This is a genomic window from Stenotrophomonas sp. SBJS02 (assembly GCF_020428325.2).
Classification (GTDB): domain Bacteria; phylum Pseudomonadota; class Gammaproteobacteria; order Xanthomonadales; family Xanthomonadaceae; genus Stenotrophomonas; species Stenotrophomonas africana.
The window spans coordinates 705,074-730,454 of the sequence record NZ_CP109812.1; the positions used below are offsets into that span (position 1 = coordinate 705,074).

21 protein-coding genes and 1 pseudogene are annotated in these 25,381 nt (G+C 66.4%); 12 read left to right on the forward strand and 10 right to left on the reverse strand.

The window, feature by feature from the left end; genetic code table 11:
- Window positions 1-155: 155 nt before the first annotated feature.
- The 7 genes from ribH (at window position 156) to FQS62_RS03210 (ending at window position 7,881) form a co-directional block, all read left to right on the forward strand.
- Window positions 156-623, forward strand: coding sequence for a 6,7-dimethyl-8-ribityllumazine synthase (gene ribH / locus FQS62_RS03180; RefSeq protein ID WP_010481977.1), 468 nt, complete (start codon window positions 156-158; stop codon window positions 621-623).
- Window positions 620-1,099 carry a transcription antitermination factor NusB gene (nusB, locus tag FQS62_RS03185; RefSeq protein WP_005415268.1) on the forward strand — a complete coding sequence of 160 codons (480 nt, stop codon included), beginning with the start codon at window positions 620-622 and terminating at the stop codon, window positions 1,097-1,099. Before ribH ends, nusB begins: the two co-directional genes overlap by 4 nt.
- Before the next feature lie 130 nt (window positions 1,100-1,229).
- Window positions 1,230-2,192, forward strand: a complete 963-nt coding sequence (gene thiL / locus FQS62_RS03190) for a thiamine-phosphate kinase (RefSeq protein ID WP_208043629.1) — start codon at window positions 1,230-1,232, stop codon at window positions 2,190-2,192.
- Window positions 2,193-2,753: 561 nt separating this feature from the next.
- Entirely contained in the window at window positions 2,754-3,488 is a 735-nt protein-coding gene (locus FQS62_RS03195) for a CS1 fimbrial subunit B flags: Precursor (protein ID WP_088480865.1), read from the forward strand.
- A 108-nt stretch (window positions 3,489-3,596) separates the two neighbouring features.
- A complete protein-coding gene (locus FQS62_RS03200; RefSeq protein ID WP_226053597.1) occupies window positions 3,597-4,091 on the forward strand; it encodes a CS1 type fimbrial major subunit in 495 nt (164 codons plus the stop codon).
- 63 nt (window positions 4,092-4,154) lie between these two features.
- A complete protein-coding gene (locus tag FQS62_RS03205; protein ID WP_226053598.1) occupies window positions 4,155-6,659 on the forward strand; it encodes a TcfC E-set like domain-containing protein in 2,505 nt (834 codons plus the stop codon).
- 34 nt (window positions 6,660-6,693) lie between these two features.
- Window positions 6,694-7,881: a hypothetical protein gene (locus FQS62_RS03210; protein WP_208043628.1), complete on the forward strand. Its 1,188-nt coding sequence runs from the start codon at window positions 6,694-6,696 to the stop codon at window positions 7,879-7,881.
- Window positions 7,882-7,926: 45 nt separating this feature from the next.
- Here FQS62_RS03210 and FQS62_RS03215 read toward each other — a convergent pair whose 3' ends face one another.
- A complete protein-coding gene (locus FQS62_RS03215) occupies window positions 7,927-8,334 on the reverse strand; it encodes a hypothetical protein (protein WP_208043627.1) in 408 nt (135 codons plus the stop codon).
- 709 nt (window positions 8,335-9,043) lie between these two features.
- On the opposite strand from FQS62_RS03215, the gene FQS62_RS03220 reads away from it, so the two are divergent.
- Both FQS62_RS03220 and FQS62_RS22240 read left to right on the forward strand, forming a co-directional pair.
- Window positions 9,044-10,009, forward strand: a complete 966-nt coding sequence (locus FQS62_RS03220; protein WP_208043133.1) for a fimbrial protein — start codon at window positions 9,044-9,046, stop codon at window positions 10,007-10,009.
- Window positions 10,010-10,147: 138 nt separating this feature from the next.
- A pseudogene (locus tag FQS62_RS22240) lies at window positions 10,148-11,161 on the forward strand (autotransporter outer membrane beta-barrel domain-containing protein); the annotation flags it as partial.
- Between the two features lie 25 nt (window positions 11,162-11,186).
- On the opposite strand, the gene FQS62_RS03235 reads toward FQS62_RS22240, so the two are convergent.
- From FQS62_RS03235 to FQS62_RS03245, 3 genes are read right to left on the reverse strand one after another with little or no spacing between them, the layout of a single operon-like run.
- Entirely contained in the window at window positions 11,187-11,909 is a 723-nt protein-coding gene (locus FQS62_RS03235) for a fimbrial biogenesis chaperone (RefSeq protein ID WP_208043134.1), read from the reverse strand.
- A gap of 56 nt (window positions 11,910-11,965) precedes the next feature.
- On the reverse strand, window positions 11,966-12,271 hold the full coding sequence (locus FQS62_RS03240; RefSeq protein WP_226053603.1) for a fimbrial protein: 306 nt from the start codon (window positions 12,269-12,271) through the stop codon (window positions 11,966-11,968).
- Window positions 12,229-12,477, reverse strand: a complete 249-nt coding sequence (locus FQS62_RS03245) for a fimbrial protein (protein WP_226053604.1) — start codon at window positions 12,475-12,477, stop codon at window positions 12,229-12,231. Before FQS62_RS03245 ends, FQS62_RS03240 begins: the two co-directional genes overlap by 43 nt.
- 198 nt (window positions 12,478-12,675) lie before the next feature.
- Here FQS62_RS03245 and FQS62_RS03250 point away from each other — a divergent pair, with 198 nt between their 5' ends.
- Genes FQS62_RS03250 through FQS62_RS03260 form a run of 3 tightly spaced genes read left to right on the forward strand, consistent with a single transcriptional unit; the run spans window position 12,676 to window position 16,753 of the window.
- Window positions 12,676-13,674 carry a fimbrial protein gene (locus FQS62_RS03250; protein ID WP_226053601.1) on the forward strand — a complete coding sequence of 333 codons (999 nt, stop codon included), beginning with the start codon at window positions 12,676-12,678 and terminating at the stop codon, window positions 13,672-13,674.
- Window positions 13,671-16,205 (forward strand): fimbria/pilus outer membrane usher protein, encoded by a 2,535-nt coding sequence (locus FQS62_RS03255; RefSeq protein WP_208043136.1) that lies wholly within the window; start codon window positions 13,671-13,673, stop codon window positions 16,203-16,205. The genes FQS62_RS03250 and FQS62_RS03255 overlap by 4 nt, the downstream gene beginning before the upstream one ends.
- 38 nt (window positions 16,206-16,243) lie before the next feature.
- Window positions 16,244-16,753 carry a fimbrial protein gene (locus tag FQS62_RS03260; RefSeq protein WP_208043137.1) on the forward strand — a complete coding sequence of 170 codons (510 nt, stop codon included), beginning with the start codon at window positions 16,244-16,246 and terminating at the stop codon, window positions 16,751-16,753.
- Between the two features lie 163 nt (window positions 16,754-16,916).
- On the opposite strand, the gene FQS62_RS03265 is transcribed toward FQS62_RS03260, so the two are convergent.
- The 6 genes from FQS62_RS03265 to FQS62_RS03290 form a co-directional block, all read right to left on the reverse strand.
- The gene (locus tag FQS62_RS03265) at window positions 16,917-19,274 is read right to left on the reverse strand and encodes an autotransporter family protein (RefSeq protein WP_226053602.1); all 2,358 of its coding nucleotides are present in this window, start codon (window positions 19,272-19,274) and stop codon (window positions 16,917-16,919) included.
- A 248-nt stretch (window positions 19,275-19,522) separates the two neighbouring features.
- Window positions 19,523-20,944 carry an ATP-binding cassette domain-containing protein gene (locus FQS62_RS03270; protein WP_208043139.1) on the reverse strand — a complete coding sequence of 474 codons (1,422 nt, stop codon included), beginning with the start codon at window positions 20,942-20,944 and terminating at the stop codon, window positions 19,523-19,525.
- 212 nt (window positions 20,945-21,156) lie between these two features.
- Window positions 21,157-22,542, reverse strand: a complete 1,386-nt coding sequence (locus FQS62_RS03275; RefSeq protein WP_208043140.1) for an FAD-binding oxidoreductase — start codon at window positions 22,540-22,542, stop codon at window positions 21,157-21,159.
- Window positions 22,539-23,183 (reverse strand): metal-dependent hydrolase, encoded by a 645-nt coding sequence (locus FQS62_RS03280; protein WP_049448899.1) that lies wholly within the window; start codon window positions 23,181-23,183, stop codon window positions 22,539-22,541. Before FQS62_RS03280 ends, FQS62_RS03275 begins: the two co-directional genes overlap by 4 nt.
- A 110-nt stretch (window positions 23,184-23,293) precedes the next feature.
- On the reverse strand, window positions 23,294-23,662 hold the full coding sequence (locus FQS62_RS03285; RefSeq protein WP_170272468.1) for a YraN family protein: 369 nt from the start codon (window positions 23,660-23,662) through the stop codon (window positions 23,294-23,296).
- On the reverse strand, window positions 23,652-25,373 hold the full coding sequence (locus FQS62_RS03290; protein WP_208043141.1) for a penicillin-binding protein activator: 1,722 nt from the start codon (window positions 25,371-25,373) through the stop codon (window positions 23,652-23,654). Before FQS62_RS03290 ends, FQS62_RS03285 begins: the two co-directional genes overlap by 11 nt.
- Between the last annotated feature and the right edge of the window lie 8 nt (window positions 25,374-25,381).

Consider the following 25,381-nt stretch of genomic DNA (forward strand, 5'->3'; position numbering starts at 1 on the left):
GTCGGCACCCACCGTCCGCCCTCTGGTGGGTGCCGACCATGCCCTGCCCGTGGTGGGTGCCGACCGTTGGTCGGCACACCCTGCAGGCCCCGCCAGCCACGGCCGGGGCCCATCCACGCTAGAATTACCCCCTTATCGAGTCCCCCAAGCCGCATATGAGCCACTACGAAGGCGATCTTCGCACTCCCGAATCGGCGCGCTTCGCCATCCTGGCCAGCCGCTGGAACGCCCGCATCACCGATACGCTGGTCGCTGGCGCCCGCCAGAGCCTGGCCGGCAACGGCATCACCGAAGCCAACATCGACGTGATCCGCGTGCCGGGTGCCTGGGAGCTGCCGCTGGTGGCCGCGCGCCTGGCTGCCGCCCATGAACACGCCGCCATCCTCACCCTGGGCTGCGTGATCCGTGGCGATACCCGCCACTATGAACACGTGGCCGACCGCTGCGCCGAGGGCCTGATGCGCGTGCAGCTGGACTTCGGCGTGCCGGTGCTGAACGGCGTGCTGGCGGTGGAACGCGTTGAAGACGCCGAGGCCCGCGCAGGCGGCAGCCACGGCAACAAGGGCGAGGAAGTCGCACTCGCCGCATTGGAAATGGTCAATCTTCTGGAGCAGCTGCCATGAACAAGAACACCCAGGGCAAGCCCTCCGGTAAACCCGTCCGCCGCGATGGCGTCGATCCGGTGCTGCGCTCGCGCGCCCGCCGTCGTGCCGTGCAGGCCATCTACGCCTGGCAGATCTCCGGCGGCAACGCCCAGTCGCTGATCGCCCAGTTCGCCCACGAGCAGGCCCGCGAAATCGCCGACCTGGCGTACTTCGAGGCGCTGGTGCACGGCGTGCTCGACAACCGTCGCGACATCGACGAAGCGCTCGGCCCGTACCTGGACCGTGGCATCGAAGAAGTGGACGCGATCGAACGCGCGGTGCTGCGCCTGGCCGCCTACGAGCTGCGTTACCGCCTGGACGTGCCATACCGCGTGGTGATCAACGAAGCCATCGAATCGGCCAAGCGTTTCGGTTCCGAACACGGCCACACCTACGTCAACGGCGTGCTGGATCGTGCCGCTGTGGAATGGCGCAAGGTCGAATCGGGTCACTGACCCGGTTCTGCTCGTCCTGGACGGGCCGTGACCTGCTGGGTCGATACCGGCCCTGACTCCGCTTCTGGTGGGTGCCAACCCTGGTTGGCACCGATGCCCGAGATCGCCGCCACCCCCACGGGAACGCCCCATGTCCCTGGCTGAATTCGCCCTCATCGACCGCGTCCGCGCCCGCACCGTCGAGCGCGACGACATCGTGCTCGGTATTGGTGATGACGCTGCACTGCTGCAGCCGCGCCCGAACGAACAGCTGGTGGTCACCGCCGACACACTCAACAGCGGCGTGCACTTCCCGGCCGAAACGCCGGCGTTCGACATTGGCTGGAAGACGTTGGCCGTCAACCTGTCGGACCTCGCCGCGATGGGCGCGCGCCCGGCCTGGTGCACGCTGGCGCTGTCGCTGCCCGAAGCCAGCGAAGACTGGATCGAGGCCTTCGCCGACGGTTTCTTCGCACTGGCCGACCAGCACGACATCGCCCTGATTGGTGGCGACACCACGCGTGGCCCGCTGTCGCTGTCGGTCACCGCGATGGGTCAGGTCTCACGCGGCCAGGCGCTGCGTCGTGATCGCGCACAGATTGGCGATGACATCTGGGTCAGCGGCACCCTCGGCGACGCCGCCGGTGCACTGCGCCTGTGGCAGCAGGGTGCGCTGAACGTGGCCACCGCCACCCTGCTGGCCGACTACGAAAGCCTGCGCCTGCGACTGCTGCGGCCGACCCCGCGCGTCACCCTGGGCCTGCGCCTGCGTGCATTCGCGCATGCCGCCGTCGACGTCTCCGACGGCCTGCTGGCCGACCTGGGCCACATCGCTGCACGCAGCGGTGTACGCGCCGAAGTCGATGCCGATGCATTGCCGATGTCGTCGGCACTGCGCGAACTGCTCGGCCGCGATGGCGCCCGTGACTGCGCGCTGCACGGCGGCGACGACTACGAACTGTGCTTCACCGCCGCCGCCGACCAGCGCGACGCGCTGCACTACGTGGCCGAATCGCTGGACGTGCCGATCACCCGCATCGGCCGCATCATGGAAGGGCAGGGCGTGCACACTGAAGGCCACGACGGCCCGAGCGGATACGAGCATTTCGCCTGACACACGAGAACGCCGGGCATGGCCCGGCGCTACCGTGTTGCTCTGGTAGGTGCCAACCTTGGTTGGCACGGATGTGTCAGGCCTTCGTGCCGACGCTGTGTCGACCAAGGTCGACGCCTACCAAAACGCCGGACATGGCCCGGGGCTACCGCGTTGCTCTGGTGGGTGCCAACCTTGGTTGGCACGGATGTAACCGCTCTGCGCGCCGCCTCTTTGGCGTAACCCTTAAACGTGCGGAACGGGCGTGCCACTTCTTGGCCGAATCGCTGGACGTGCCGATCACCCGCATCGGCCGCATCATGGAAGGGCAGGGCGTGCACACTGAAGGCCACGACGGCTCGAGCGGATACGAGCACTTCGCCTGAGTGCGGCAGGGATTCGTGTCCCGCCGGTACACGGCAGCGGGCAGGGTGCCTTGATTGCCGGCCATGCTGGCAGCACGGGCGATGAGCATTTAGGAATCCTCCGAATTCGACGCTGCGCGCTTCGGCTTACAACTATTTTCATAGCGGGGCGTTTGACGCGACGACACACTCCACGCTCCTGAAAACGAGCGGTCCCATGTCACGTGTCGTCCATGTCCTGCTGCTGTGTGCGCTGGCGTTCCCCAGTCACGCCGGTGCACCGCAGATCAATGTCGGCGTCCTCTTCGACTACCTGCAGCCTGGCAGCAGCAACCTGCTCAAACGCATCCGCAATACCGGCGCCGGCACCGCCTACGTCCGGGTGGAAGTGGCAGAGATCGTTTTCGATGCCGATGACAAGCCCGTCGAAGTTCCGGTGGATGCGCCATCGCTGGTGCGCAACGCGCCTGGGGCGCATGGGGTCATTGCCAGTCCCAGCCGCCTGATCATCGCAGGCAACGGCCAGCAGGCCACACGTCTGGTGTATCGGGGCCTGCGCGACGAGGAACGCTACTACCGCCTGCGCTTCGTGCCGGTGGCGCCCAGTGCCGAGGAATTCTCGCTCAGCGAGGAACAGGCACAGCAGGCCGCAGAGCTTTCCTCGGCCATCCGCGTGTTCACCGGCTTCGGCACCGTGCTGTTCATCGCGCCACAACACCCGCGCTATGACACACGCATCGAATCCGGCCAGATCCACAACCACGGCAACGCCACCATTGTTCTGGAAAACCTGCGCCAGTGCGAGCGGGCCAAGGTCGACGCCTGTACGACCGGAATCATCGTGCACGTACGCCCCGGCCGCTCTCACCTGCTGGCGTCTGACGATACGCATTTCATCCGTTACGACCTGAAGGAGGGCGAACGCCAGCGCAGCATCGACAGCCGCCGCTGACCGTCCGTCCCCACCAACGCCATTGTCCCGCCCGGGCCCGCCAGGAGTCCGATGGGACAGCTTTGCCCTTGTCCTGGCTTTTGTACCCACTCACCCAGGAGTATCTGAATGTCCTTCTTGAAACACGCGATGGCGGCTGCCGCAGTCCTGCTCATCACCCCGGCCGTCAGCTTTGCGGCTACCGAAACCAAATCGATCACCGTCAATGTGTCGGCTGACGTTCCCAACGTCGCCGGCCTGCAGGTGTCCACGCCGGACGGCTGGGAAGGCCTGCCGCAGAATCTGCCGTGGGATACCGCACGCCAGGTGCTCGGCGAACTGACCGGTCGCGTGATCAACGTGAAGTCGCCGGCTGCGATCACCGCCTATCTGTCCGCCCCGGCGCAGATGGCCTCGGCCGCGGACGTCGTGGATCTGGCGGTGAAACTGGACAACGTGGTCGTGCCGGCAACGGCCGCCGCCAAGATCACCGTTGCCAACGCAGCCCAGGCCGCATCCGGCAAGTCTCTGGCCTTCGCCATCGCGCCTACCGCACCGAGCGGCGGCTACAAGCAGGGTACTTACGGCGGTCAGTTCCACATGATCTTCGAAAGCGACATCTGACGCCTGCCGAGCTCTGTGCCTTCCTGCCCCACCGCGCGTGCGGCAGGAGGGCCAATGTCATCTATGCGCCTTTCACACCTACCTCCGCAACCGGTTCCGCTGCGGCTGGCGGTTGCCATTGCCGCCCTGCTTGCTGCTGCCTCGGCGCAGGCAAACGCAGGCGCGCCAGACGCACAGGTCAGCCTGCTGGAGCAGCGCGACCGCATGCCTGCGGAGTTCCGCGAGCATCTGTTCGGCAATCCGCTGACCGTTCGCGTGGAACTGGACGGGCAGTACCTGGGCGACGCCGAAGTACTGCTGCATGAAGACAACCGCGTACAGCTGATCGGCTTCGTCGAAAGCATCGACAGCCCGTGGCCGCAGAGCGAGCGCACGCGCTGGGCCGGGCAGCTGGCCGAACCGCTGCCGCTTGGCATATGCGCGCCGCAGTGCCGTGGCCTGGCCGCGCTGCACTACAGTCTGGCCAATTCACTGCTGAGCCTGTTGACGCCGGCAACTGCCAGTGCGGAACAACGCAACATTGCCCTGCCGGCGTCCGGCAGCCACGGCTTGATCGTACGTAACAGCCTGGCCGTGCATGGCGGCCAGGACCAGCCGGCCAGCGCACGCTACAGCGCTGAACTGAGTGGCAGCATCGGTCTGTGGAGCACGGTTGGCAGCTACCAGTACTACGCCCAACCCGGCAGCACGGAGCACTATCTCAGTGCGTTGTATGCACAACGCGAGCTCGGCGATCATTTCGTCCGCGCGGGCTATTTCCTGCCCACGTTCGAGGGCATCATCCGCCAGCCACGCGCGCCGGGTACGCAGAATGACACCGCGCTGGGGGTGATGTTCGGTTCGTCGGATGTGCTGCTGGCCGACACGCGCAGCGCCAGCGTCTATCCGGTCTATATCACCGCCAACCGCGAGGGTGTGGTGGAGATTCTGCGCGACGGCAACCTGCTGGCCACACAGGCCGTGAAGCCGGGCGTGCAGGAGATCGACACGCGTCGCCTGCCAGGCGGCATCTACGATGTGGTACTGCGGGTCATTGAAGACGGCCAGGAGGCCTCGCGCGAAACCGCCTCGATCCACAAACCCAGCCGTTGGCGCGATCCCACCCGGCGCTGGCGCTACAGCGCGTTCGCCGGCCAGCAGCGCAGCCTGCTCGACAGCGATCGTTCAATGCAGGAAGGCGAGATCGCCGCCGGTGCGGTGGTCAACTACCTGCTGCACCCGCGCGCGGTGGCCGGTGCCACCGTGCAGCAGATCGGCACGCGCCGCGCCACCGGCCTGTCGATGGACTGGCAGGCCAGTGATCGCTTCAGCGCCTACACCAATTTCTACACCTCCAGCGATGCCGGGCGCGGCGTGGATCTGCAGGGACTGTATCGCTACCGTGCCGGTTCGGTGGTCGCCAACCACGCGCGCAGCTGGGCAGAGCAGCGTCATCGGCTGCCCGCCAGCGAGGGTGCTCCGCCACGTTGGGAAACCCGGGGAGGCTGGCAGGACACCACGGCCGTATCGATCACCCATCGCTTCAGTCACCGCGACAATGCGAGCCTGCGCGTGGCCCGCAGTTCCGGCTTCACCCGTGGCACCGGCATCGACGTGTCCTACGGTCGCCGCGAAACCCTGTTCGGCAGGCATGACGTCAACTGGCGTGTCTCGGCCTACGACCGTCCGGGCAGCCGCTTCACCCACTATCGCCGCCAGCGCGGCATTGATCTCACCGTCAGCCTGTCTCTCGGCAGCGAGCGTCGCAGCTACAGCGGCAGCCTGGGCAGCCGGACGGGCGAAGCCGGCCAGCGCGACGGCTACGTCACCGCGGTCGCCACCCAGCGTGTGGATGGGAAGATCCTGCGCAGCGTCAATGGCATGGTCACAGCTGAACGCAGCGGCATTGGCGCGGGCGCCGGTACCTATCTGCAGAGTCCACTGCTGGAAGGCGATGTGCAGCTGTATCGCGGTGCCAGTTCTGGCCACGTTGGCGGCAGCGCCAACCTGGACAGCACCGTGGTGATCGGGGGAGGACATGCTGCCGTGCTGGGCCAAGGACGCAGCGGCAGCGTGGACACCGGCATCATCGTCGACGTGCGCAGTGACTTCCCCAATGTCACGTTGCGTGCCGACGACAGTCGTGGCGGTGGCGTGCAGCTGCGCCCGGGACGCAACTTCGTTCCGGTCACCGCCTATCGTGCGGGACAGGTGCAGTTCGACTTCCACGGCCGGCACGCACCTGCGGCGGCGCTGCAGCCGTCGACCATCAGCTACCACCTCAACAAGGGCGGCGTGGTGCACACCACGGTGGATGTACTGCGCACCTTCACCGTGATGGGGCAGGTACTGGATGCCGATGGCAACGGCATGCGCGGGGTGCAGGTGATCAACCACGCCGGCCGCAGCGTCAGCCAGGAAGAAGGCTTCTTCACCCTTGAACTCAGCGCACGCGCGCCGGTGGTGGAGCTGCGCTACCCGAACCGGATCAGCTGTGTGCTGACCATGGAGGAGGGCCGCTACCCGCGCGAAGGCGATGTACTGATGGTGGGCGGCATCGGTTGCCCGCCGTCGGTGGTCGCGCACTAGCCCATTGTTCCGACGAACCAGGCAGGTCTAAAGCATGACTATTGGCATCCGGCTGTTCCCGTTGCTGGCCGTAATGGCGGCGTTGCCTGCCACCGCACAGGTGGTGGACGTCAATGTCACCGGTGAATTCAGGCCCAACGCCCTGGATCCGGGCGATACCGCATTCCGCAACACGACACCCCGGGGCAGCTTCTGCAACTGGAGGCCGGCCGAATGCGATAGAAACGGAGCCTATATCTTCGATCTCGGCAACCGCGAGTACTGGCGCAAGGAAGGGCCGAGCGACGACACATCAAGGCGTGATACCACCTACATCCGCTTCCCGCCGCCGCGTACGATCACCCTGCAGGAGGTGTCGAGCGGACGCACCTTCGAGGCGACCATCAGCTTTGCGGCGCTGTCCATGCGCATCAACTTCGGTGGTGGCGCCGATCCCTGGTACTACGGCGTCAGTGGAGGTTGCACGACCATCCGCGGCGCCGGTGGGCGTGGATGGTCGCTGGGCGGTTGGGCGGTGCGGACGCCAGCCAGCCCCACCGAGTGCTACAGCACCAACACGCGGTATGCCCGCAGCTACTCCTACAGGAACGTGGGGCTCGGCATCCACGTTACCCTGCCCAATGCAATGACGCTGCAGGACGGCCGTTACGTGGCCCAGGAAACCTGGACCACCGGCGGCGCCGGGGCCGACATCGATCTGGGCGACAATATCACCGGTGTCGAGGCCGTGCGCATGAACTTCGTGTTCGATGTGATCCACGATTTCCAGGTGCGCTTCGCCACCGAGGCGCCTCGCGTACAGTTGGCGCCCGAAGGGGGCTGGTCGCCCTGGATCGATCATGGCACTGCGCCGGCGAGGCTGCGCCAGGAGCTGCCGTTTCATCTGACCACGTCGATGGACTTCAGCATGAAGCTGCGCTGCCAGCACCACGTCGGCGACCAGTGCGGCATTCATGATCCGCAGGCGGACAAGCAGGTGCCGGTGGAGGTGGACGTCACCCTTCCGGGCATGAACAACCTGCGCGATGGCCGTCCGGCGCAGAACACCGTACTGCTGGCCGATGACGGTCAGGCACCGCGCTTCACGCCCGATGGTTACCTGATGCAGCGCCGTTCGACCCTGCGCTTCACCGCCGGGCGTGACGCGGTGCTGGAGATGGTGAAGACACCGGGCTCGCGCTGGGAAGGAGACATGACCGTGCTGTTCGACGCCAATCCCTGAGCCAGGGACAGGGATTGGCGTGGCCGAGGTGCCGCGGAAGCTGCATCACGCCACCCGCAACTGCACATCCACATACTCGGCCAGCCCACGGCAGGCCAGCAGCAAGCCTTCGCGCACGTCATCGCCCACCTGCTGGTCGGCATCGCCGTCCACGCGTACGCGCTCGATGGCGTGCAGCCGTTCCAGCAGCAAGGTCAGCCCGGCATTGGCGCGGTCGATGCGTGCCATCGCGAAGCCGAAGCACTTGCGACCTTTGTCCGGCCACGGTTGGCCGTCGGCAGCGTCCACCTGGCGGATGCGCTGCAGGCAGCCGAGCAGGGTGATGCCTTCGTCGGCGTGGGCGCGCATCGTGCTGCCCAACGTGGTTTCCAGTGCTTTGGCCAGATCATCCGGCAGGCGTTCGACGGCGTCGCCCAGTGTGGCGAACAGATAGGGATAGAGCGAAGAAGTCATGGCGGCGTCCTTGAGTGTGAAGCAAGGGGCCGCCCTCGCGTTGGGCGAGGGCGGCGGACGGTGCGTGGTTGCAATACCGGTGGCAACTCTGCGAAACGCCGGCGGGTACGAGACCCCCACGCACCGCCCGCCATAGGGCACGGACGGATTGCCTGCCGACGCCGCCCAACAAGGAAAGAGCGACGCCGACAGGCAAGCGTAAACAACAAAGTTGCCAAACGGGATTGCAAGCCCGTGCCACCCGTTGTCGGTGGCGCGCCATGATGTGCACGCAGATGCTGCTATACCAATCAGAGAAGTTTCAATTTCGAAAACATTGCAGACGCGTGTCGCATGCTTTGCGCGAAGCCGAGCACGCATGCGCGTGCCAGTTGCGACATGTGTTGTAGCGCCGAGCGCATGCTCGGCGCTACAGAACGCAGAAAGCCAGAACGGCGCCGGATCTCTCCGGCGCCGTTCGAGCTTACATCACCACCTGTAGGCGACGCTCAGGTTCGCCGTCGCTTCGCGGTAGTCACTGTCACCACGCATCACCCCGAATCCACTGGTGCCGGGCGTGATCACCGGAGAGGCCGTGCTCACGGCCGATTCCCGATAGCCACGGCCGCACCAACACATCGCAACAAGTTGCATGGGATTGAGTCGCCAACTGCGCTACCGTGCCAGCCCTTGTCAGCCGGCGCTCCGCTTGGCCTTTCAGGAGTTCCGCATGCGCCATTCCATCCTTGCCCACTGCGTCCTGCTCGGCCTTGCCTTCGAGGCAGAGGCCGCCTGCCGACAGATCGGCGGCGATGCCTGGATCGATCTTGAACCGGAGGTGACCTTTACCGAGCAGCCCGACCGCTTGTTGGGGTATGGGGAGGGCAAGGTGCAACTGCTTTGCGATGATGCCAGCGATCGCACGTACGACCTGCTCCCCACCCTCGCAGGCATGCGCTACGTCCGCGAGATCGACCAGTGGGGCTACACGGTCTCTGCGTATGAACTCTCTCCGGAGTCTCCGCTGATCGTGCTCACCTATCTGCACGGAAGCTGTGGTGAGATGGAGCCCGATTGTGCGCCGGAAGAGACGCCGATAGGCGATTTTTCGCTGCGGGATGGTGTTCCCGTACGAGTCGCTATCGGCTCGGCCGCCAAGAAGGAAATCTACGTCACGGTCCATTTCTACTCACGCGGCGGCCGGATGCAGGCCTTCTCCCCACGCAGCGCAGGGACGGTTACCACCTCCATAGGTGGCGGCTCCGCGCGGCACCACCTCAACCTGGGCGTCCGTTTCCGCGCGCAGACCTGCGCGGTGACCCCGCGCGATGTGACGTTGGATGACATCAGCGCGAGCGCGCTGGATGCACAGCACGCCGCCGGCAGCAAGGATTTCAACGTGGGCCTCAGCTGCGCCGCTGGCGGCCGCCCGCTTTATCTGGAGCTGCGCGACGCGCACGACCTGGCCAGCACTGCCGACACCTTGGCGCCCGCGCCCGGCTCCACCGCCGGCGGCGTGGTACTGCAGATCCTGCAGCACAACATTCCGGTGGCGATGCAACAGCCGTGGATGAGCGGCGATACCGCCGCCGGTGGCATGCAGGTGCCGTTCCAGGCCCGCTACGTACGCACGGCCGATCCACTGCGCGCCGGGTTGATCAAGGGCGAAGCGGTGCTCACGGCGGAGTATCGCTAGACCCATCGCCTGAACGGTGATTGTGCAGTCGCCATTGTGTCGCTGTCGACGACAACAAATGCAAGAAATTGCATGGATTGGCTCCTGCTTCCCTCGTAGGCTCCCGCCTCTTCCATCAATCGCCGCGCTTGCGGCGCGAGCGTGGGGGCGGATCTGCTGCGCAACGCGGGCGGCAGCGCCTTCGGCGTCATGCTGTCCGCGCGGCAACGCCGGCGGCACCTCCACCAATGCGCTGACCGGCTACTACGCGCGCGGCAAAGTGAAGGGCGCCGCACTGGGTGTGTATGGCACCTGGCGTCCACCGCATGAAGATCCGTATGCAGGGTTCTATGTGGATGTTTCGTTGCAGACCCCGGAGCGCTATGACAGCAAGGCCCGGCAGGGCGCGGTGGAAGCGGGTTATGCGATGCGAGTAGGGGGTGCTGCCAACGGTGGTCTCTACCTGGAGCCGCAGCTGCAGGTTGGGTACAACCGCTGGGATGATCTGCGCCACACCGAAGCCAACGGCACGGTTGTGACCAGGCGCGATGCCGATGGGCTGTTCGGCCGTGCGGGTGTGCGCCTTGACGGCGTGACCCGGTGGGGCACGAGCGCCGCGCAGGTGCAGCCGTATGTGGCTGCGCACTGGCTGCACCAGCGTGCAGCGTCGGGCGTGCTGATGGACGATGAGGCGGTGGACGCGTACATTCCGTGCAGTCGTGGCGAGTTCAGTGCCGCTGCGTCGCTGAAATTTGCCAATGGCGTGGGGCTTGGGGTGGGCTGTCGCTGCAGCGTGTACTGAGTCGCCTGCAGCAGTTGGGCGTGCACGTGGTCATCGATGCACCGCTGCCGCTGTTCAAGGCCGGGGCCTATCGCTGCTCGGACTGGTTCAACCGTAGCAATCCGGCGTGCGCCGGTGGCCTGAGCATGTCGCGCGCGGATCTGCAGCGGCTGCGTGCGCCGCAGATGGCACTGCTGGCCGAGCTGGCCGCGCGCTACCCGTCACTGACCGTGTGGGATCCGTTGCCGCTGCTGCGCGGGCCGGATACCTTTTCGGCCGTACAGGATGGTGAACCGCTGTTCTTCGATAACGTTCACCTGAGCGGGCACGGCAATCGCGTGCTGCTGCCTAGCTTCCGCCAGCTGCTGATCGGCCTGGCGGCCGGCAGATGACGGTTGCTGGCGGCGCCGTGCACGCTTACCCCTCGATGCGCGCCTGGGCATCGCGTGGCGTGCCGTAGTCATCCAGCCACTGGAACGTCACCGAAGCCGGCATCGCGCTACCCGCCGGCAGCGGCAGGTTCACCTGCGCACCGGGGGCGATCATGTCCACGTCCAACTCGCTGCCATCGGGCAGGGACAGCGTACTCAGCGTCACGTGATAGGCGCTGGGATTGCTCACCTGCAAGCCGCCCGCCTGCGCGCGCCACTGCAGTTGGCCGGCTGCATCGCGGGCATTGCCTGGCAGGCCAGCAGGACGATGGAACAGCTTCACCCGGGTGCGTACCGCGAACTGCAGCAGGTTCCTTCCGGCGGCGTCTGCGGGCTTGGGCGGAATATCCAGCAGGTTGAAGTAGAACACCGATTCGCGATCCGTCGGCAGTGGTTCGTCGGAGGGACGTGGCGCATAGGTGATCCGGTATGCCTGGCCCTGTTTCGGCTGCAGCAGGCGCGGCTCGGCGGGCGTCAGCCGGAAGGGCGTACGCACGTTCTCAGGGCGCGACTGGCTGTCGCCATCATCGATCCACACTTGGGTCAGCGCCGGCAGCTCGCCGACGTTGCTGGCCTTGACCGTTACATCGCGGCCAGTGCTCAGGTCATGAATCACGCGGGTGCCCTGCAGCGTCACTGCGGCCGGCGCCGGCAATGCGGCAAGGCTGGTCAACAGGGTGACCAGCCGGAAAGCGTGGCGGAGTTTCATAGGACGTCTCGTTGAGGCCACCGGCTGGCGCGATGCGGCGCCAACCGGCTGCGGCATTATCGGTACAGCACCACGAAGTCACCCGAAGCATCAGCTCTGCCCATGGTGGCGTTCTGGCCCGGCGAGGCATACCAGGCGCTGTAGGCCAGCTGGCCGCTGGCACCGGCGGGAATGGTGACCCAGACGGTGGGGTCCTCACCGATCTTCTGCTGGTTGCCAGCCGCGTCGTATAGCGCCACGCCCACGTTGGTGGCGGTCGATAGCCCAGTCAATGCCAGGTTGCCGGTGCTGCCATCGGGGGTGCCGCCGAAGCGCACGCCTACGTCCTGCGATGCACCTGAGCCGGAGCAATCCAGGGCGATGGTGAAGTTCTTCTGGCCCGCGCGGTGTTGGCGTTCACCGAGGCCAGGTCGACCTTGCCCATCGGTACGCTGATGGTGCCGCCGGTGGAGCCGACCGAGCAGGTGGAGGTCATCAGTTCGCCGGTGATTTCCAGCGTTTCGGCGGACACCGAGGGTGACACGACGGCAATGACGGAAAGAGACAGCAGACGGAACGTCAGTGACATGGCAGTTCTCTGTAGAGGAATGAAGACACGCAATGGCCGCCCATGGCAGCCAGCGGGCAGTTTCGGTGCGGGCGCGCATCTGCGGAATGCAACTAGTTGCAAAAACGGCTTGATCTCTGCCAATTGCAATTAATCCGATGGGAAGCGCGTTGCGTGGTTTCTAGACTTCCTGTTTTTCAAGTACCGGCATCCCTGTCAATGAACCGTCCTTCCACCGCGCTGCGTGTGTGCTTTGCGTCGGCATTGGCCATCTGCGTACTGGCACTGCCGGGTGGCGCCGAGGCTGGATGCTCTCGGTTCGTCCCAGGTGACCAGGACATCGTGCTTCCCCCGTTCCCGATGCCGAACGTGGATCGGCCCGACGCTGCATTTGGACCGTTCTCCAATGGCTTTGTCGAACAAGGCTTTGAGTGCACCGCAGGGCAGACCGCATTTGTCGTCGACCTGACCGTCCCTGGCCTGGCATACGAGCGCGATATCAGTTATCGCGGTCTCACGTTCCGGGCCTACAGCGTGGGCCCACGCTCGCCGTTGATCGGGTTTCATCACGTGCTGAGCACCGGAGGGGGGGCGAGCGGGCAGATTCTAGTGCCGCTCGCTTTGGGGCGGAATCGCAACCAGGGCCCCGTACTGGCGACCACCACGCCAGTTGCATCCAGCCTGTACATCATGCTGTTCGCTCGCGGCGGTGCCATGGAAGGCTTCCCTGCCACCGCCCTGGGCTTCGCCACGTCGTCGGCGGAGTCCGACCCAAGCCAGACGATGCAGCACGCCATGCGGCTGGAGGTCACCATCCGCCCTGCCACCTGCAGCATCACCAGCACCTCGCACGCGCTCGACAATGTGGTGGCCAATGACCTTGCTACCAGCGGCAGCAACGCCAAGGAGTCCAGCTTCGATGTGATGATGGATTGCCCGATGGGCAACATCGATGTTCATCTGTCGCTGGCCGACGCCAACAATCCTGGCAGCAGCAATGGTCAACTCGCACCCGCCCCGGGCGCTACTGCTGGCGGCGTGCAGGTGCAGCTGCTGCGCGGCGGCCTTCCGGTGCAGTTTGGCCGCGTCTGGTCCCACGGCTGCTCCAGCAAGGTCTCGCAGTCCATTCCATTCAGTGCGTGCTATCTGCGTACCGCCGATTCGCTGGTTCCCGGTGAGGTGAAAGGGGAGGCGGTGCTGACCGCCGTTTACCGATGAGAACATTTCGCACCCTTCAGCTGCGGCGCACCCGGGCGTTGCGCGCGGTGCGGTCGCTGCCGGCGGCCGTCAGCGCAGTACTTTCGGCTGGCGTGGCGGTGGACGCCGTCGCTGCACCGGTCGAGTTCAGTGAAGGCTTCCTGATTGGCGGCGAGGCCATCGACATGACCCGCTACGCCAACGGCAATCCCCTGCCTGCCGGCGACTACGCTGTGGATGTGCATGTCAACGGCCAGTTCATGCGCAGCCAGGACATCCGTTTCGTCATCGACGACGATCCGCACCTCGCCGTGCCCTGCCTGTCCCCGACGCTGGTACGCACGCTGCCATTGAAGCCGGCATTCCTGGAAACACTGCCGGTCGATGAACGTGCCTGCGTGCAGCTGCCGACGCTGGTGGACGGCGCAAGCATTGCCTTCGACAGCGGCGAACTGCAGGTGTCCATCAGCATTCCACAGGCTGCCCAGGCCGTCGCTGCGCGCGGCTTCGTTGCGCCGGAACTGCGCGATGACGGCATCACCGCCGCATTCATCGATTACAGCGCCAGCCACTACCGCAGCCGGGGCAACGGCAGCAGCTACCTGGGTCTGCGGGCAGGCCTGAATCTGGGTGCCTGGCGCCTGCGTCACCGTGCGTCGTTCACCCAAGGCAACCAAGGCACCGCCCATCAGGTCATCAGCAGCCACCTGCAGCGCGACATTCCCCGCTGGAACAGCCAGCTGTTGCTGGGCCAGGGCAATACCGGTGGCGAACTGTTTGAAAGTGTGCCGTTCACCGGCGTGCGTGTGGCTAGCGACGAGCGCATGCTGCCCGATTCGTTGCGAGGCTACGCGCCGGTGGTGCGCGGTATTGCCGAAGGCAATGCGGTGGTCACCATCCGCCAGAACGGCAGCATCATCCACGAAAGCAACGTGGCCCCTGGTCCGTTCGCCATTGAGGATCTGTATCCCACCAATTTCGGTGGCGATCTGGAAGTCAGCGTCAGCGAAGCCGATGGGCGCGTGCAGCGCTTCACCGTCAATTTCTCCGCCGTACCGCAGGCGCTGCGTGCGGGAGCGTCGCGCTTCGCGTTCACCGTTGGTGAACTGCGCGATACAGGCACGACGCTGCAGACGTTGCGCTTCGCCGAGGGAACCTATGCGGGTGGCCTGAACAACCGGCTTACCGTGTTGGGGGGCGCGCAGCTGGGCGAGGGCTATCACGCGCTGCTGGCCGGTGCCGCGGTCAACACGGCTATCGGCGCATTCGGTGCCGATGTCACCCACTCACGCGCCCGCCTGCGCGGCAGCGAGACCGTGACGGGCAACAGCTTCCGCTTGAATTACCAACGTTATGTGGCCAGTACCGGCACCAACTTCGGCCTGGCCGCGTACCGCTACAGTACGCGTGGCTTCCTCAGCCTCAACGACGCAGCACGCGTGCACGACGACGACTGGGGCTACGGCCAGCGCGCACGGCAGCGCTACCAGGTGAATTTCTCGCAGAAAGTGGGCCAGCGCAGCAACCTGTATCTCAGCGGCGGTCACGTGTCCTACTGGGACAGCGCGCGACGCCGCAACGACTTCCAGTTGGGTTTCCAGAGCACGCTGGGACGGGTCAACTACAGTGTGTCAGCGCTGCGCTACCGCTTGGGCGATGGTCGCCAGGATACGCGCTATGCGTTCACCCTCAGTGTGCCGCTGGGCCGCAGTGCCAACGCACCGCGTGCCAGCACCCAGCTGAGCCAGGCCGACAGCGGGCGGCAATCACAGCTGGGCATCAGTGGCAGCCTGGGCCAGTCGCGTGCGCTGAGTTACAGCCTGTCCAGCGCACAGGACAAGGGCCAGAACAGCCATAGTGCCTATGCCGCGTGGCAGGGCAGCCACGGCAACCTCAACGCGGGCTACAGCCGCAGCGGGGGCTACCGCAGCCTGTCATTGGGAGCGTCCGGCAGCGTGGCAGTGCATGGCGGCGGTCTCAATCTGGGCGCGCCGGTGGGCGAGGGCTTTGCGCTGGTGCAGGCACCGGGCGCTCAGGGCGCACGCATCGGCGGCGGCAGCCTGCGCGTGGCCCGCAACGGCTATGCGCTGTTGCCGCACATCAGTCCCTATCGCTGGAACACGATCGACCTGGATCCCTCCGGCCTGCCGATCGAGGTGGAGCTGCTGCAGACCTCGCACCGCGTCGCGCCTACCGCCGGGGGCATCGTGCGCGTGCCGTTCCAGGTACGTCGTGAACGCACGCTGTTCATCGACGCTACCGATGCGTTGGGCCAGCCGTTGCCATTCGCTGCCGCAGTGCAGACCGAGGATGGTACGCCGGCGGGCGCGGTCGGGCAGGGCGGTGTCATACAGCTGCGCGGCGCGCAGGACAGTGGTGTGCTGATCGTTGACCCCGAAGGCAAGCGACGTTGCCGTATCGACTACCGCGTGCCTGACGCGCCCGATGTCTACGGGTTGTCGTGGAGCCAAGTCGTGTGCATGCCGCAACCGTTGCCACCGGAAGGACTGCAGGTGAGCACGCCGGAGCCGGAAGCGAGCATTGCCCCGTGAGTTTCGTATTTCCTTTCATCGTTCACAGGACTTCCACCATGTCCCGTTCCCCTCTGCAGTTGGTTGCGGTATCGCTGCTCTGCCTTCTTGCGTCGGCTGCCCATGCGCAAGCCACCCTCACCATCAGTGGCCATGTCCTGCCCGGTACCTGCACGCTGGCAGCGCCCGCGATCACGTTGGACCCGGTGAAGGCTGACGAGATGACGCCGGGTGCTGCCAACAGAGTGAAGGCTGGCGCATTGAACTTCACCGGCTGTGTGGGCGTAAGCCGCGCACGCCTGTCGTTTGATGGCACGGCCGCTGATGGCGATCCCGAACGCTGGAAGAATACCGCCGCCACCACGCCAGCGACCGGCGTGACGGTCGCACTGTTGGCTGGCGCAACCGGTAACACCTATCTGAAGAAGGGCGACGCTGACATTCCCGTAGCGGTCTCAGGTGCCACGGCGTCCTATCCGTTGCGCGCGGGATATTTCATCCCCAACACCAGTGGCATCAACGCCGGCAATATCTCCACGGAGATCGTGGTGACCGCTGCCTATGACTGACCGCTGATCCGGCGCCGTAGAGCCGAGCCGATGCTTGGCTTGATCTTCGATCGGCCCCCGTGACCTGACTTGCTGCCTACAGCAAGTCGAGCGCGGGTTCGGCCACAGCATGCAGAATGCAGAACGGCGCCGGAGGTCATCCGGCGTCGTGTCTGTTTCTACATCACCACTTGTAGGCGATGCTCAGGTTCGCCGTCGCTTCACGGTAACCACTGTCACCGCGCATCACCCCGAACCCGCCCCAGGCACTGAAGCCGGAACGGAATTCCACGCGCGCACCCGCGCTCAGTTCATAGCGGTTGCGCGGGATGCCGGCCTTCAGCAACTCGTCGTCGAAGGCGATGCCGTTACCAGCACCATCGCGGTACCAGTTGGCCGCCAGATACGGGCTGACCGAGGCACCGGCCGCACTGCGGCCTTCACCCTGCAGGCGCAGGCCTGCACGGCCGGACAAACCACTGTCGCCCAGGGCGCGCACCACGGTGCCATTGGTTTCGGTGTGTACATCGGTGCTGGCGTCGGTGTAGACCAGCTGCACCTCCGGCTGCAGGCTCAGCGCCGTGCTACCGATCTGACCGATGTTGAAGCGATAGCCGGCTTCCAGCGACGACTGCCAGATATCCGAGTCGTAGCGTTCCTCGGTCAGGCCTTCGCCCTGTACGCGGTTGCGGAACTGGCCGCGCTGCACGCTGGTATCCACATACAGCGCCTCGGTCCTCCAGTTGCCGTACACACCCAGCGCCCCCCCTTCCACCCTTCCGCGTGCGCTGAAGCCGGTCAGCTGCGAACGCGAGGTGGCGCTACTGCGTGCAGCGGTGCCCATCACACCCACGCGGCCACGACCGTTGTCGAACACGCCGATGTCTGCCCCCAACTGCAGGCGCGAACGGTCCACGCGCAGGTCCAGCTGGTCATCCACGGCCGCCAGCTTGCTCTGGTTGGCATCCACGCGCGTCCAGCCGCGCACCCCTTCGGTGGCGGGATTACCGCTCTGGCGGTCGCGCCAGGTATGGCGCAGAAGCTGGTCCAGTGCGAACTGGTTGGCCAGGTAAGAACCGGCCTCCGGGCGCAGCACTGGCACCGGGGTGATTGGATCAATCGGATCAACCGGGTCGATTGGTGTAACGGGGGTGCAGTCCGGCAGGGTCGGGTCGATCTTGCACGGGTCCGGTGCCGTGGCTAGTTCAGAACGCAGGTACCAGTTGCCGTTGGCATCCTTCACGAGGAAGTACTCGTACTGACCGCCCACCGCGCGGCCGACCAGATCGAACTGGGCATTGGACGCACCACCGATATCTATCAGCTCGATGCCGCGGTCGGTCTTGGCACCGGCACCGCCGGCGTTGAGCACGCGCACATTGGCCTGGCCGTTGGCGTCGCCATTGATCACCAGTGTGTCGGTCAGCGAGGTGTCATCGCCCAGCTGTGTGTTGAACAGCAGGGTGCCGCCGTTGCCGGTGAACGCATCCAGGCTGAGGGTATTGAAGCTGCTGCCATCGCCCAGCGCCACGGTCCCGCCCACGCCAAGGGTGAGATGGCCGACCGTGCTGTCGCCGGTCATCAGCCAGGTGCTGTCGCTGTCGATGCTGGCCGTGGTGACGTTGGCGAAACGGCCATCGATCTGCGCCTTGTTGCGCAGTACCACGTCCAGGCTGCCGGTAACGCGCTCGGCGTCGAAGGTGATGTCGCCCGCAAGGCGTGCGTCATCCACCGTGAAGTGAACTTCGGCTTCGGATGTGGCAACACCATCGGGACGTACAAGCAGCAGGTGGCCATCGCCGCCGGACAGCTGCGAGCCATTGGCGACGGTGATGTCGTAGCGCACCAGCCTGCGCGGCGCCACCCAGATGGCGGCACCGTTGTCCGAGGCCACCTGGGCATTGTCCACGCGCAGGGTAATCGGCTGGCCGAGCAGAGAGCTGTAAGTACCACCCAGCAGCAGTACGCCGGAGTTCGCTCCCTCCACGCGAGTGCGGTTCTGCAGGATGGCAGTGCCCTGCTGCAGCCGCACGGCGTGGCCGTTGCTGAGCTTTGCCGCGCCCGGTGATGCTTCAGCGCGCACGAAGGAAGAGTCGACGATGACGGTGCTGTTGGCATCGGATGCGCTTGGCGACTTCTCAAGGGAAATACCCATGCTGAAACGCGAGCTGGCGCCCCCCGAGTGCAACGTACTGCCGGTGATACGCGCCGTAGAAAGGTCCGCCACCACGACCTGTCCGTCATGCAGGGTGCTGCCGGTCATGTCCAGTGTGGACCTGCCGCGCAGCACCACGCCGGCGGTTGCGCCGCTGGCCAGCGCTTCGACGCGACCGTTGCGCAGCGTTACCAGTGAATCGGTGCTGCTGATCGTCTCCGTACGGCCCTCTTCGACAGTCAGGCTGGAGCCATTGATCAAGGTCCAGGCTTCAACTGCGGTGGCCTCGCGCACGGTCGCGGATTGGCCATCCAGGTTGCGTGCCAGCACGGATGTTGCAGGAAGGGTCGCCAGGGCCAACAGCAGGTATTGGGTGAGGGGGCGCATGGGTAGGCACTGGGGACGTGCAGAATGACGGCGCATGGATCACTCCTGATCGGACGAATGTGTCTAGTTTGGACAGCCGCGTCATCGGCCGTCCCCCATCTCATCCGGGTGGCTTGATCTGTCGGCGATGCTATGCCAAAGACGACCGGGCATGTCCACTTCGACTCAAATTGTTCCGGCTCAGGTGTCGCAGTCCCATGCAACTTGTTGCAAAGTGTCGCGATCGGCTTCCTGCGTTGCTTGAGGATTCAGCGTGCGCCGGCACCGTTGCCGGCCGGCAGATCCAACTGCTGCGTGGGCTGCAGCGACTGGATGAAGCCCTCATCGTGGGAGATGACGACCAGGGTGCCCGGGTAGGCGTGCAGGACCTGCAGCAGATGGGCACGAAGGCTCATGTCCAGGTTGTTGGTGGGTTCGTCCAGTATCAGCAGGGTGGGCGGGTGGGCCGCCATCAGGGCCATCGCCAGGCGTGCGCGTTCGCCCCCTGACAGCTGGCCGATGGTCGTCTGCGCCGGAGCCTCACCACGGAACAGGAAGTCGGCCAGATGCAGGCGGCATTCGGAGGGGGTCCATTGGGGTTGGCATGCGGCCATCGCCTGCACCGGCGTCAGCGCGCTCGGCAGTGCATCGTAGTGCTGGTCGATCAGCGCGACCTGCTCCGCCGCTGGCAGCAGCCAGTCGCCCTCACGCTGGACATCGGTGGCACCCTGCAATGCGCGGGCGAAGGTGGATTTGCCGCTGCCATTGTCGCCGGTCACCACCAGGCAGTCGCCCACCTCCAGGCGTACCTGCAGCTGCTGCACGACCAGGGGCGCGTGGTAGCCGCATGCGCCGTCGGTGACCTGCACCACCACGCCCTCCCGTCGCCAGCCCGCGGGAAGCTGGAAGCGCTGCGCGATGAGCTCGTCGCGCTGCAGCTGCCGGCGGCGCTCGGCGATGTCTTCCTGCACGTCTCGGATCTGCTGGCGCTTCTGTCCCGCCGTGGTGTTACCGCGCTCCAGCTTGGTGGCCGAGCGCACCGTGCCCCATTTGCGCTGCTCCACCTTCACCGCGCCACGCTTGCGTGAGGAGGCGGCGCGTTCCTGTTCGCGCATGAGAGCGTCGTGGGCCTGCGACTGCGCGCGGTCGAGGTCGCGCACCGTACGATCCAGCGCGTCGCGTCGGCGCTGCAGTTCCAGCTGGTGGTCGTGGTAGCGGCCCTGGAAGACCTCGATACGCTGGTTGTGGATATGCCACAGCGTGCCGCACAGCGCCTCGATCAGGGCGGTGTCGTGTGAGGCAATCACCAAGGTGCCGTGGTACTGGCGTAGCCGGGCCAGCAGCGAGCGCCGTGCGCTGCGGTCCAGGTGGTTGCTGGGTTCGTCCAGCAGCAGCACATCCGGAGCTGCATCCAGCGCACGCGCCAGGGCATGGCGCATCTGTTCGCCGCCGCTGCGCGCCGATCCGTCCAGCACGTGCTGCGGCACGTAGGCAACGGATGCCCCGTCGCGCCAGTGGATCTGTCCTGCGCTGGGCGCTGCCTGTCCGGCCAGCATCCGCAGCAGGCTGCTCTTGCCGGTACCGTTGTTGCCGATCAGCGCGACACGCGCGCCTGCGGGCAGTCGCAGGTCCACGCCGCTGAAAAGCGCGCGGCCGTTGAAGTGAAGCTCGATGTCTTGCAGTTGCAGCATGGTGCGTAATCTCCAGCAGGCAGGCTGTTGACGGCCTGATCATCCACCGCAGGGTGCTGTTGCAGGATGCCTGACTTCAAGAGCCTGCGCGGCGGCTATTGCAGCGGCCGTCTACGCGCGGGCAGCCTGTCGTTCCTGGGCGGGGCAGTCACGACAGAAGAAGTTCACCCTGCCCTGTGGAGTCGAGCCTACGCCTGGCTCCACACGGAACCTCACGCCGGCGGCAGCACCTTGCCGGGGTTGAGGATGCCATCCGGGTCCAATGCGGCTTTGATCGCGCGCATCGTCATCAGCGTTTCCGCACTGAACGCCTTGGCCATGAAATCGCGCTTGGCCAATCCAATGCCATGCTCGCCGGAGAGCGTTCCGCCCAGCGACAGCGTCAGCTCGAAGATCTTCGGCAGTGCGGCATGCGCGCGCGCGTTCTCGTCGGCATCGTCCGGGTGATAGAGGATGTTGACGTGCAGGTTGCCGTTGCCGGCATGGCCGAAGGTGACGATGGTGAGTGCGTAGTCGCGTGCCAAGGCCTGTACGCCGGCTACCAGTTCCGGAATGCGCGACACCGGCACCACCACGTCTTCATTGATCTTGCCGGGCGCGACGGTCCGCAGTGCTGGCGACAGTGCCTTGCGCGCGGCCCACAGCTGGTCGCGCGCACGGCCTTCCATCGCTACGTCCAGTTCGATCATGCCGTCGCCTTCAGCGGCGCTGGCCAGGGCCTGCAGCAGATAGGGCAGGGTGTCGTGGTCACCATCGGCTTCGACCAGCAGCATCGCGCCAGCGTCGGGTACGTCGGCACCGTTGAGGCGCAACAGCTCCAGGCTGCGTGCGTCCATGAATTCCAGGCGTGTGGGAACGACTGGCTGCGACATCAGCCGCGACACGGCAGCGGCGGCGGCATCGGCATCGCGGTACAGCACGCGCAGGCCAGCCTGGCTGACCGGCAGCGGGGTCAGCTTCAACGTGGCTTCCACGATCAGTGCCAGCGTGCCTTCGCTGCCCACCAGCAGGTGGGTCAGATCGTAGCCAGTGGAGTCCTTGGTGTAGGCACCGCCGCAGCGGATCACCTCGCCGGTACCGGTCACCGCCACCAGGCCCAGCACGTTGTCGCGGCTGGTGCCGTACTTCACCGCGCGCGGGCCGCCGGCATTGCAGGCGAGGTTGCCGCCGATGCTGCAGATCTCCGCGCTGGAAGGATCCGGTGCCCAGAACAGCCCGTGCGGTGCCAGTGCCTGCTGCAGCGTTCCGTTGAGCACGCCCGGCTGCACCACGGCGCAGCGGTCACCGGCGCGGATCTCGACGATGCGGTCCATGCGGGTGAACGACAGCACGATACTGCCGGGCAGCGGCACCGCCGCGCCGGTGGTGCCGGTACCGGCGCCGCGTGCGACCAGCGCCACGTGATGTGCACGGCAGGCGCGCACCAGTGCCTGCACCTGTTCGATGCTGGCGGGCAGCGCGACGGCGGCAGGGCGTTGATGGCGCCAGGAATTGTCCTGTGCGTTGGCCTCCAGTGCGCTGTCATCCATGCGCCAGCCCTCCGCGCCCAGCAGGGCAGACAGTTCGGCAACCAGGGCAGCAGGCAGGGCAGGACTCATGACGGATCTCGTGGGGTAACAGGAGCGGGTTGGATCAGTTTCCAGGCGACGACGGCGGTAGCCAACGGCAGCCACACCCAGCGCAGTTCAGAGAGCAGGGTGGCCACGCCGCGCGCGCTGAAGAACTGTGGGGCGAAGGGTGAAACGCGGATCGGTCGCCACGGGGCGAAGAAGCGGTGTTCGCTCCAAGGCCAGGTGAGGGCGACGCCGAGGCCGCCGGAGGTCATCGCATCCAGCAGTGGGTGGCTGGCAGCACAGACGAAGACGAACACCGCAGCTTGTAGGGTCGATGTTACCGTTGGCCCTGCCTTGGTAGGTGCCAACCTTGGTTGGCACGAAACCGCCGACCAAGGTCGGCGACTACCGGGGCTGTGTGGTGCCGACCACGGTCGGCGACTACCAAAGAACGCCAACGCCGCAGCCAATGCTGCCAGCACGCCGGCAAACAGCAGCGAATGACTGGCGCCGCGATGGCCGAACGCATCGGCGTAGGGAATGTGCAGCGCGAAGGCCAGCACATCGGCATCCGGCAGCATCGCTGCAATCACGCCGGCGGCCAGCAGGCGCGGCGGGATGCGGCCGCGATCAGCGGCGCACCACAGCGCAAGCGGCACGGCGGCATGAGTGATGATCGAAGGCATCAGTCACGCACCGTGGTCGTGCCGGCCAGGCTGCGCTCTGGTAGGTGCCAACCTTGGTTGGCACAGAAGCGCTGACCAAGGTCGGCTTCTACCAAGGCGGACGGTACACATCAGCAGTCATCCAGCCGGAACGCATCACGCAGCCACCGCAGCTGCGGCGGCTCGCCCGTGGCGTCAACCACATCAAAACGGCAGGGCGCATTGGCCAGCGCGGGGTTGTCCTGCAGGTACAGCTGCGCGGCGTGCGCCAGGCGCCGGCATTTGCGCGCATCCACCGAGGCGGCGCCGCCACCGAAATCGGAGCGCGCGCGATAGCGTACTTCCACGAACACCACGGTGCCGGCATCGTCCATCACCAGGTCCAGTTCACCGCCGCGATAGCGCACGTTGCGCGCGCGCGGCTGCAGTCCGGCCTGCTGCAGATGCTGCTCGGCGGCGGCTTCCACCGCCGAGCCCCGTTGGCTGCGCTCAGCGACCACCGACGATCGGCATCGGCCGGCCGCCATTGAAGGTGGACCATGCCGGCTGGCGCAGGATGTTGCCGTTGCTGTCCAGGAACAGGGTGCCGGTGGCGCCGTCCAGGCCGCCCTCGTTGGACAGCTTGTCCAGGTAGGCGGTGATCTTCCAGGCATCGGCGCCGAAGGCGAACAGGCGGCCGGCCGCACCGCGTGCGCTGGGCAGCGTGCTGGCCACCTGGCTGGCCGAGGGCAGGCCGGACACGCTGCGCACGTTCCAGGCTTCGTTCGGGTAGACGATGCCGTCCAGCGCCACGTCTTCTTCCACCTTGCCGCTGCCGACGGTCAGCTGCGAGGTGCCGACGCGGGTGGCGCCACCGGCACCGGCCAGCGCCAGCTGCGGCGCCAGCAGTCGGGCCTGCGGGGCGCGCACGGCGAGGAACACGGCATCGACCTGGCCGGCATTGCGCACCTGCGCGCCGATATCGCCAACCGCGTCGCTGACGCCGAGGGTGGCCACCACCTGGCCGCCACGCTGGGCAAAGCGCTGGGCGAAGGCCGCGGCGGCACGGCGGCCGGTGTCGTCGGCGCTGTTGATCACCAGCGCCTTGCCACGCTCGCGGCCACGCAGGTATTCGGCGGCGACGATACCGTCGTCTTCCGGTGCCAGCGAGAAGCCGGCGCTGCCGGCCGGCGGTGCGTCCTTGCCGCGGTTCAGCGCCAGCACCGGCACCTGCAGCTGCTGGCGGCCGTACACGGCGTCCACTTCGTCGCGGCCCAGCGGTCCGACCACGAAGTCGGCACCGGACGCGACGGCCTTGTCGTAGGCGGCGAGGGCACCAGCCGGGGTGCCGGCGGTGTCGAAGAAGTTGATGTCCGGGCGGCGGCGGCTTTCACCGTAGTAGGCGCTCAGCAGGCCATCGCGCACCGGCTGCGCGGCGGTGGCCAGGCGGCCGCTGAGCGGCAGCAGCACCGCCAGCTTGGCCGGCGGACGGTAGCCGTCGCTCATCGCCGGCGGGCGCTTGCTGGTATCGAACTGGGCTGCACCATCGCGGTCGAACGGGCGCGGCAGCGGCAGGCCACGCGCGATCAGCGCGCGGCCGGCGAAGTTGTACAGCGGATCGTTGGCCGGCAGTGCGGCGGCACGGCTGCGCAGGGTGGCATCGTCGAGGGTGCCGAGCAGGCCGGAGATTGCAGCCTGGTTCTCGCTGCGCGCGCTGCCGGTCAGGCTGGAATGGGCGCGGGCGCGCTCGGTGGCGGCACCGAAGGCATCGCCGGTGCCCTGCAGCGCGTTGGCGCGGGCTACGTGCCAGCGCGTGCGCAGCGCGGGGAAGACGTTGTCGCCCTGTTCCTTCAGCAGGGCCAGGGCCTGCGCCGGCTGCTTGTCGGCCAGTGCCAGCTCGGCGCCGGTCAGCTGGTAGCGCTGCAGGCTGGCGCCGGACAGCTGGCGGGCGGTGAGCTGGCCAAGCAGGCTGCGCGCGCGGGCACTGTCGCCGGCCAGGTGCCAGGCCCAGGCGGCATCGGCCAGGGCGTTGCTGCGGGCGCCACCTTTCAGGGTTGCGGCCAGCGCTTCCAGCTGCAGGGCGGCGTCGCGCGGTTTGCCTTGTTCGATCAGCGCCAGCGCCTGGCTCTGAGCCGGCGATTCGGGCGCGCTGGTCAGGCTGGTGGTGGCACAGCCGGCCAGCAGCATCAGCGACAGCGACAGGGCGAAGATCCGTGCGGCGGGCTTGTTCATGATCGGGT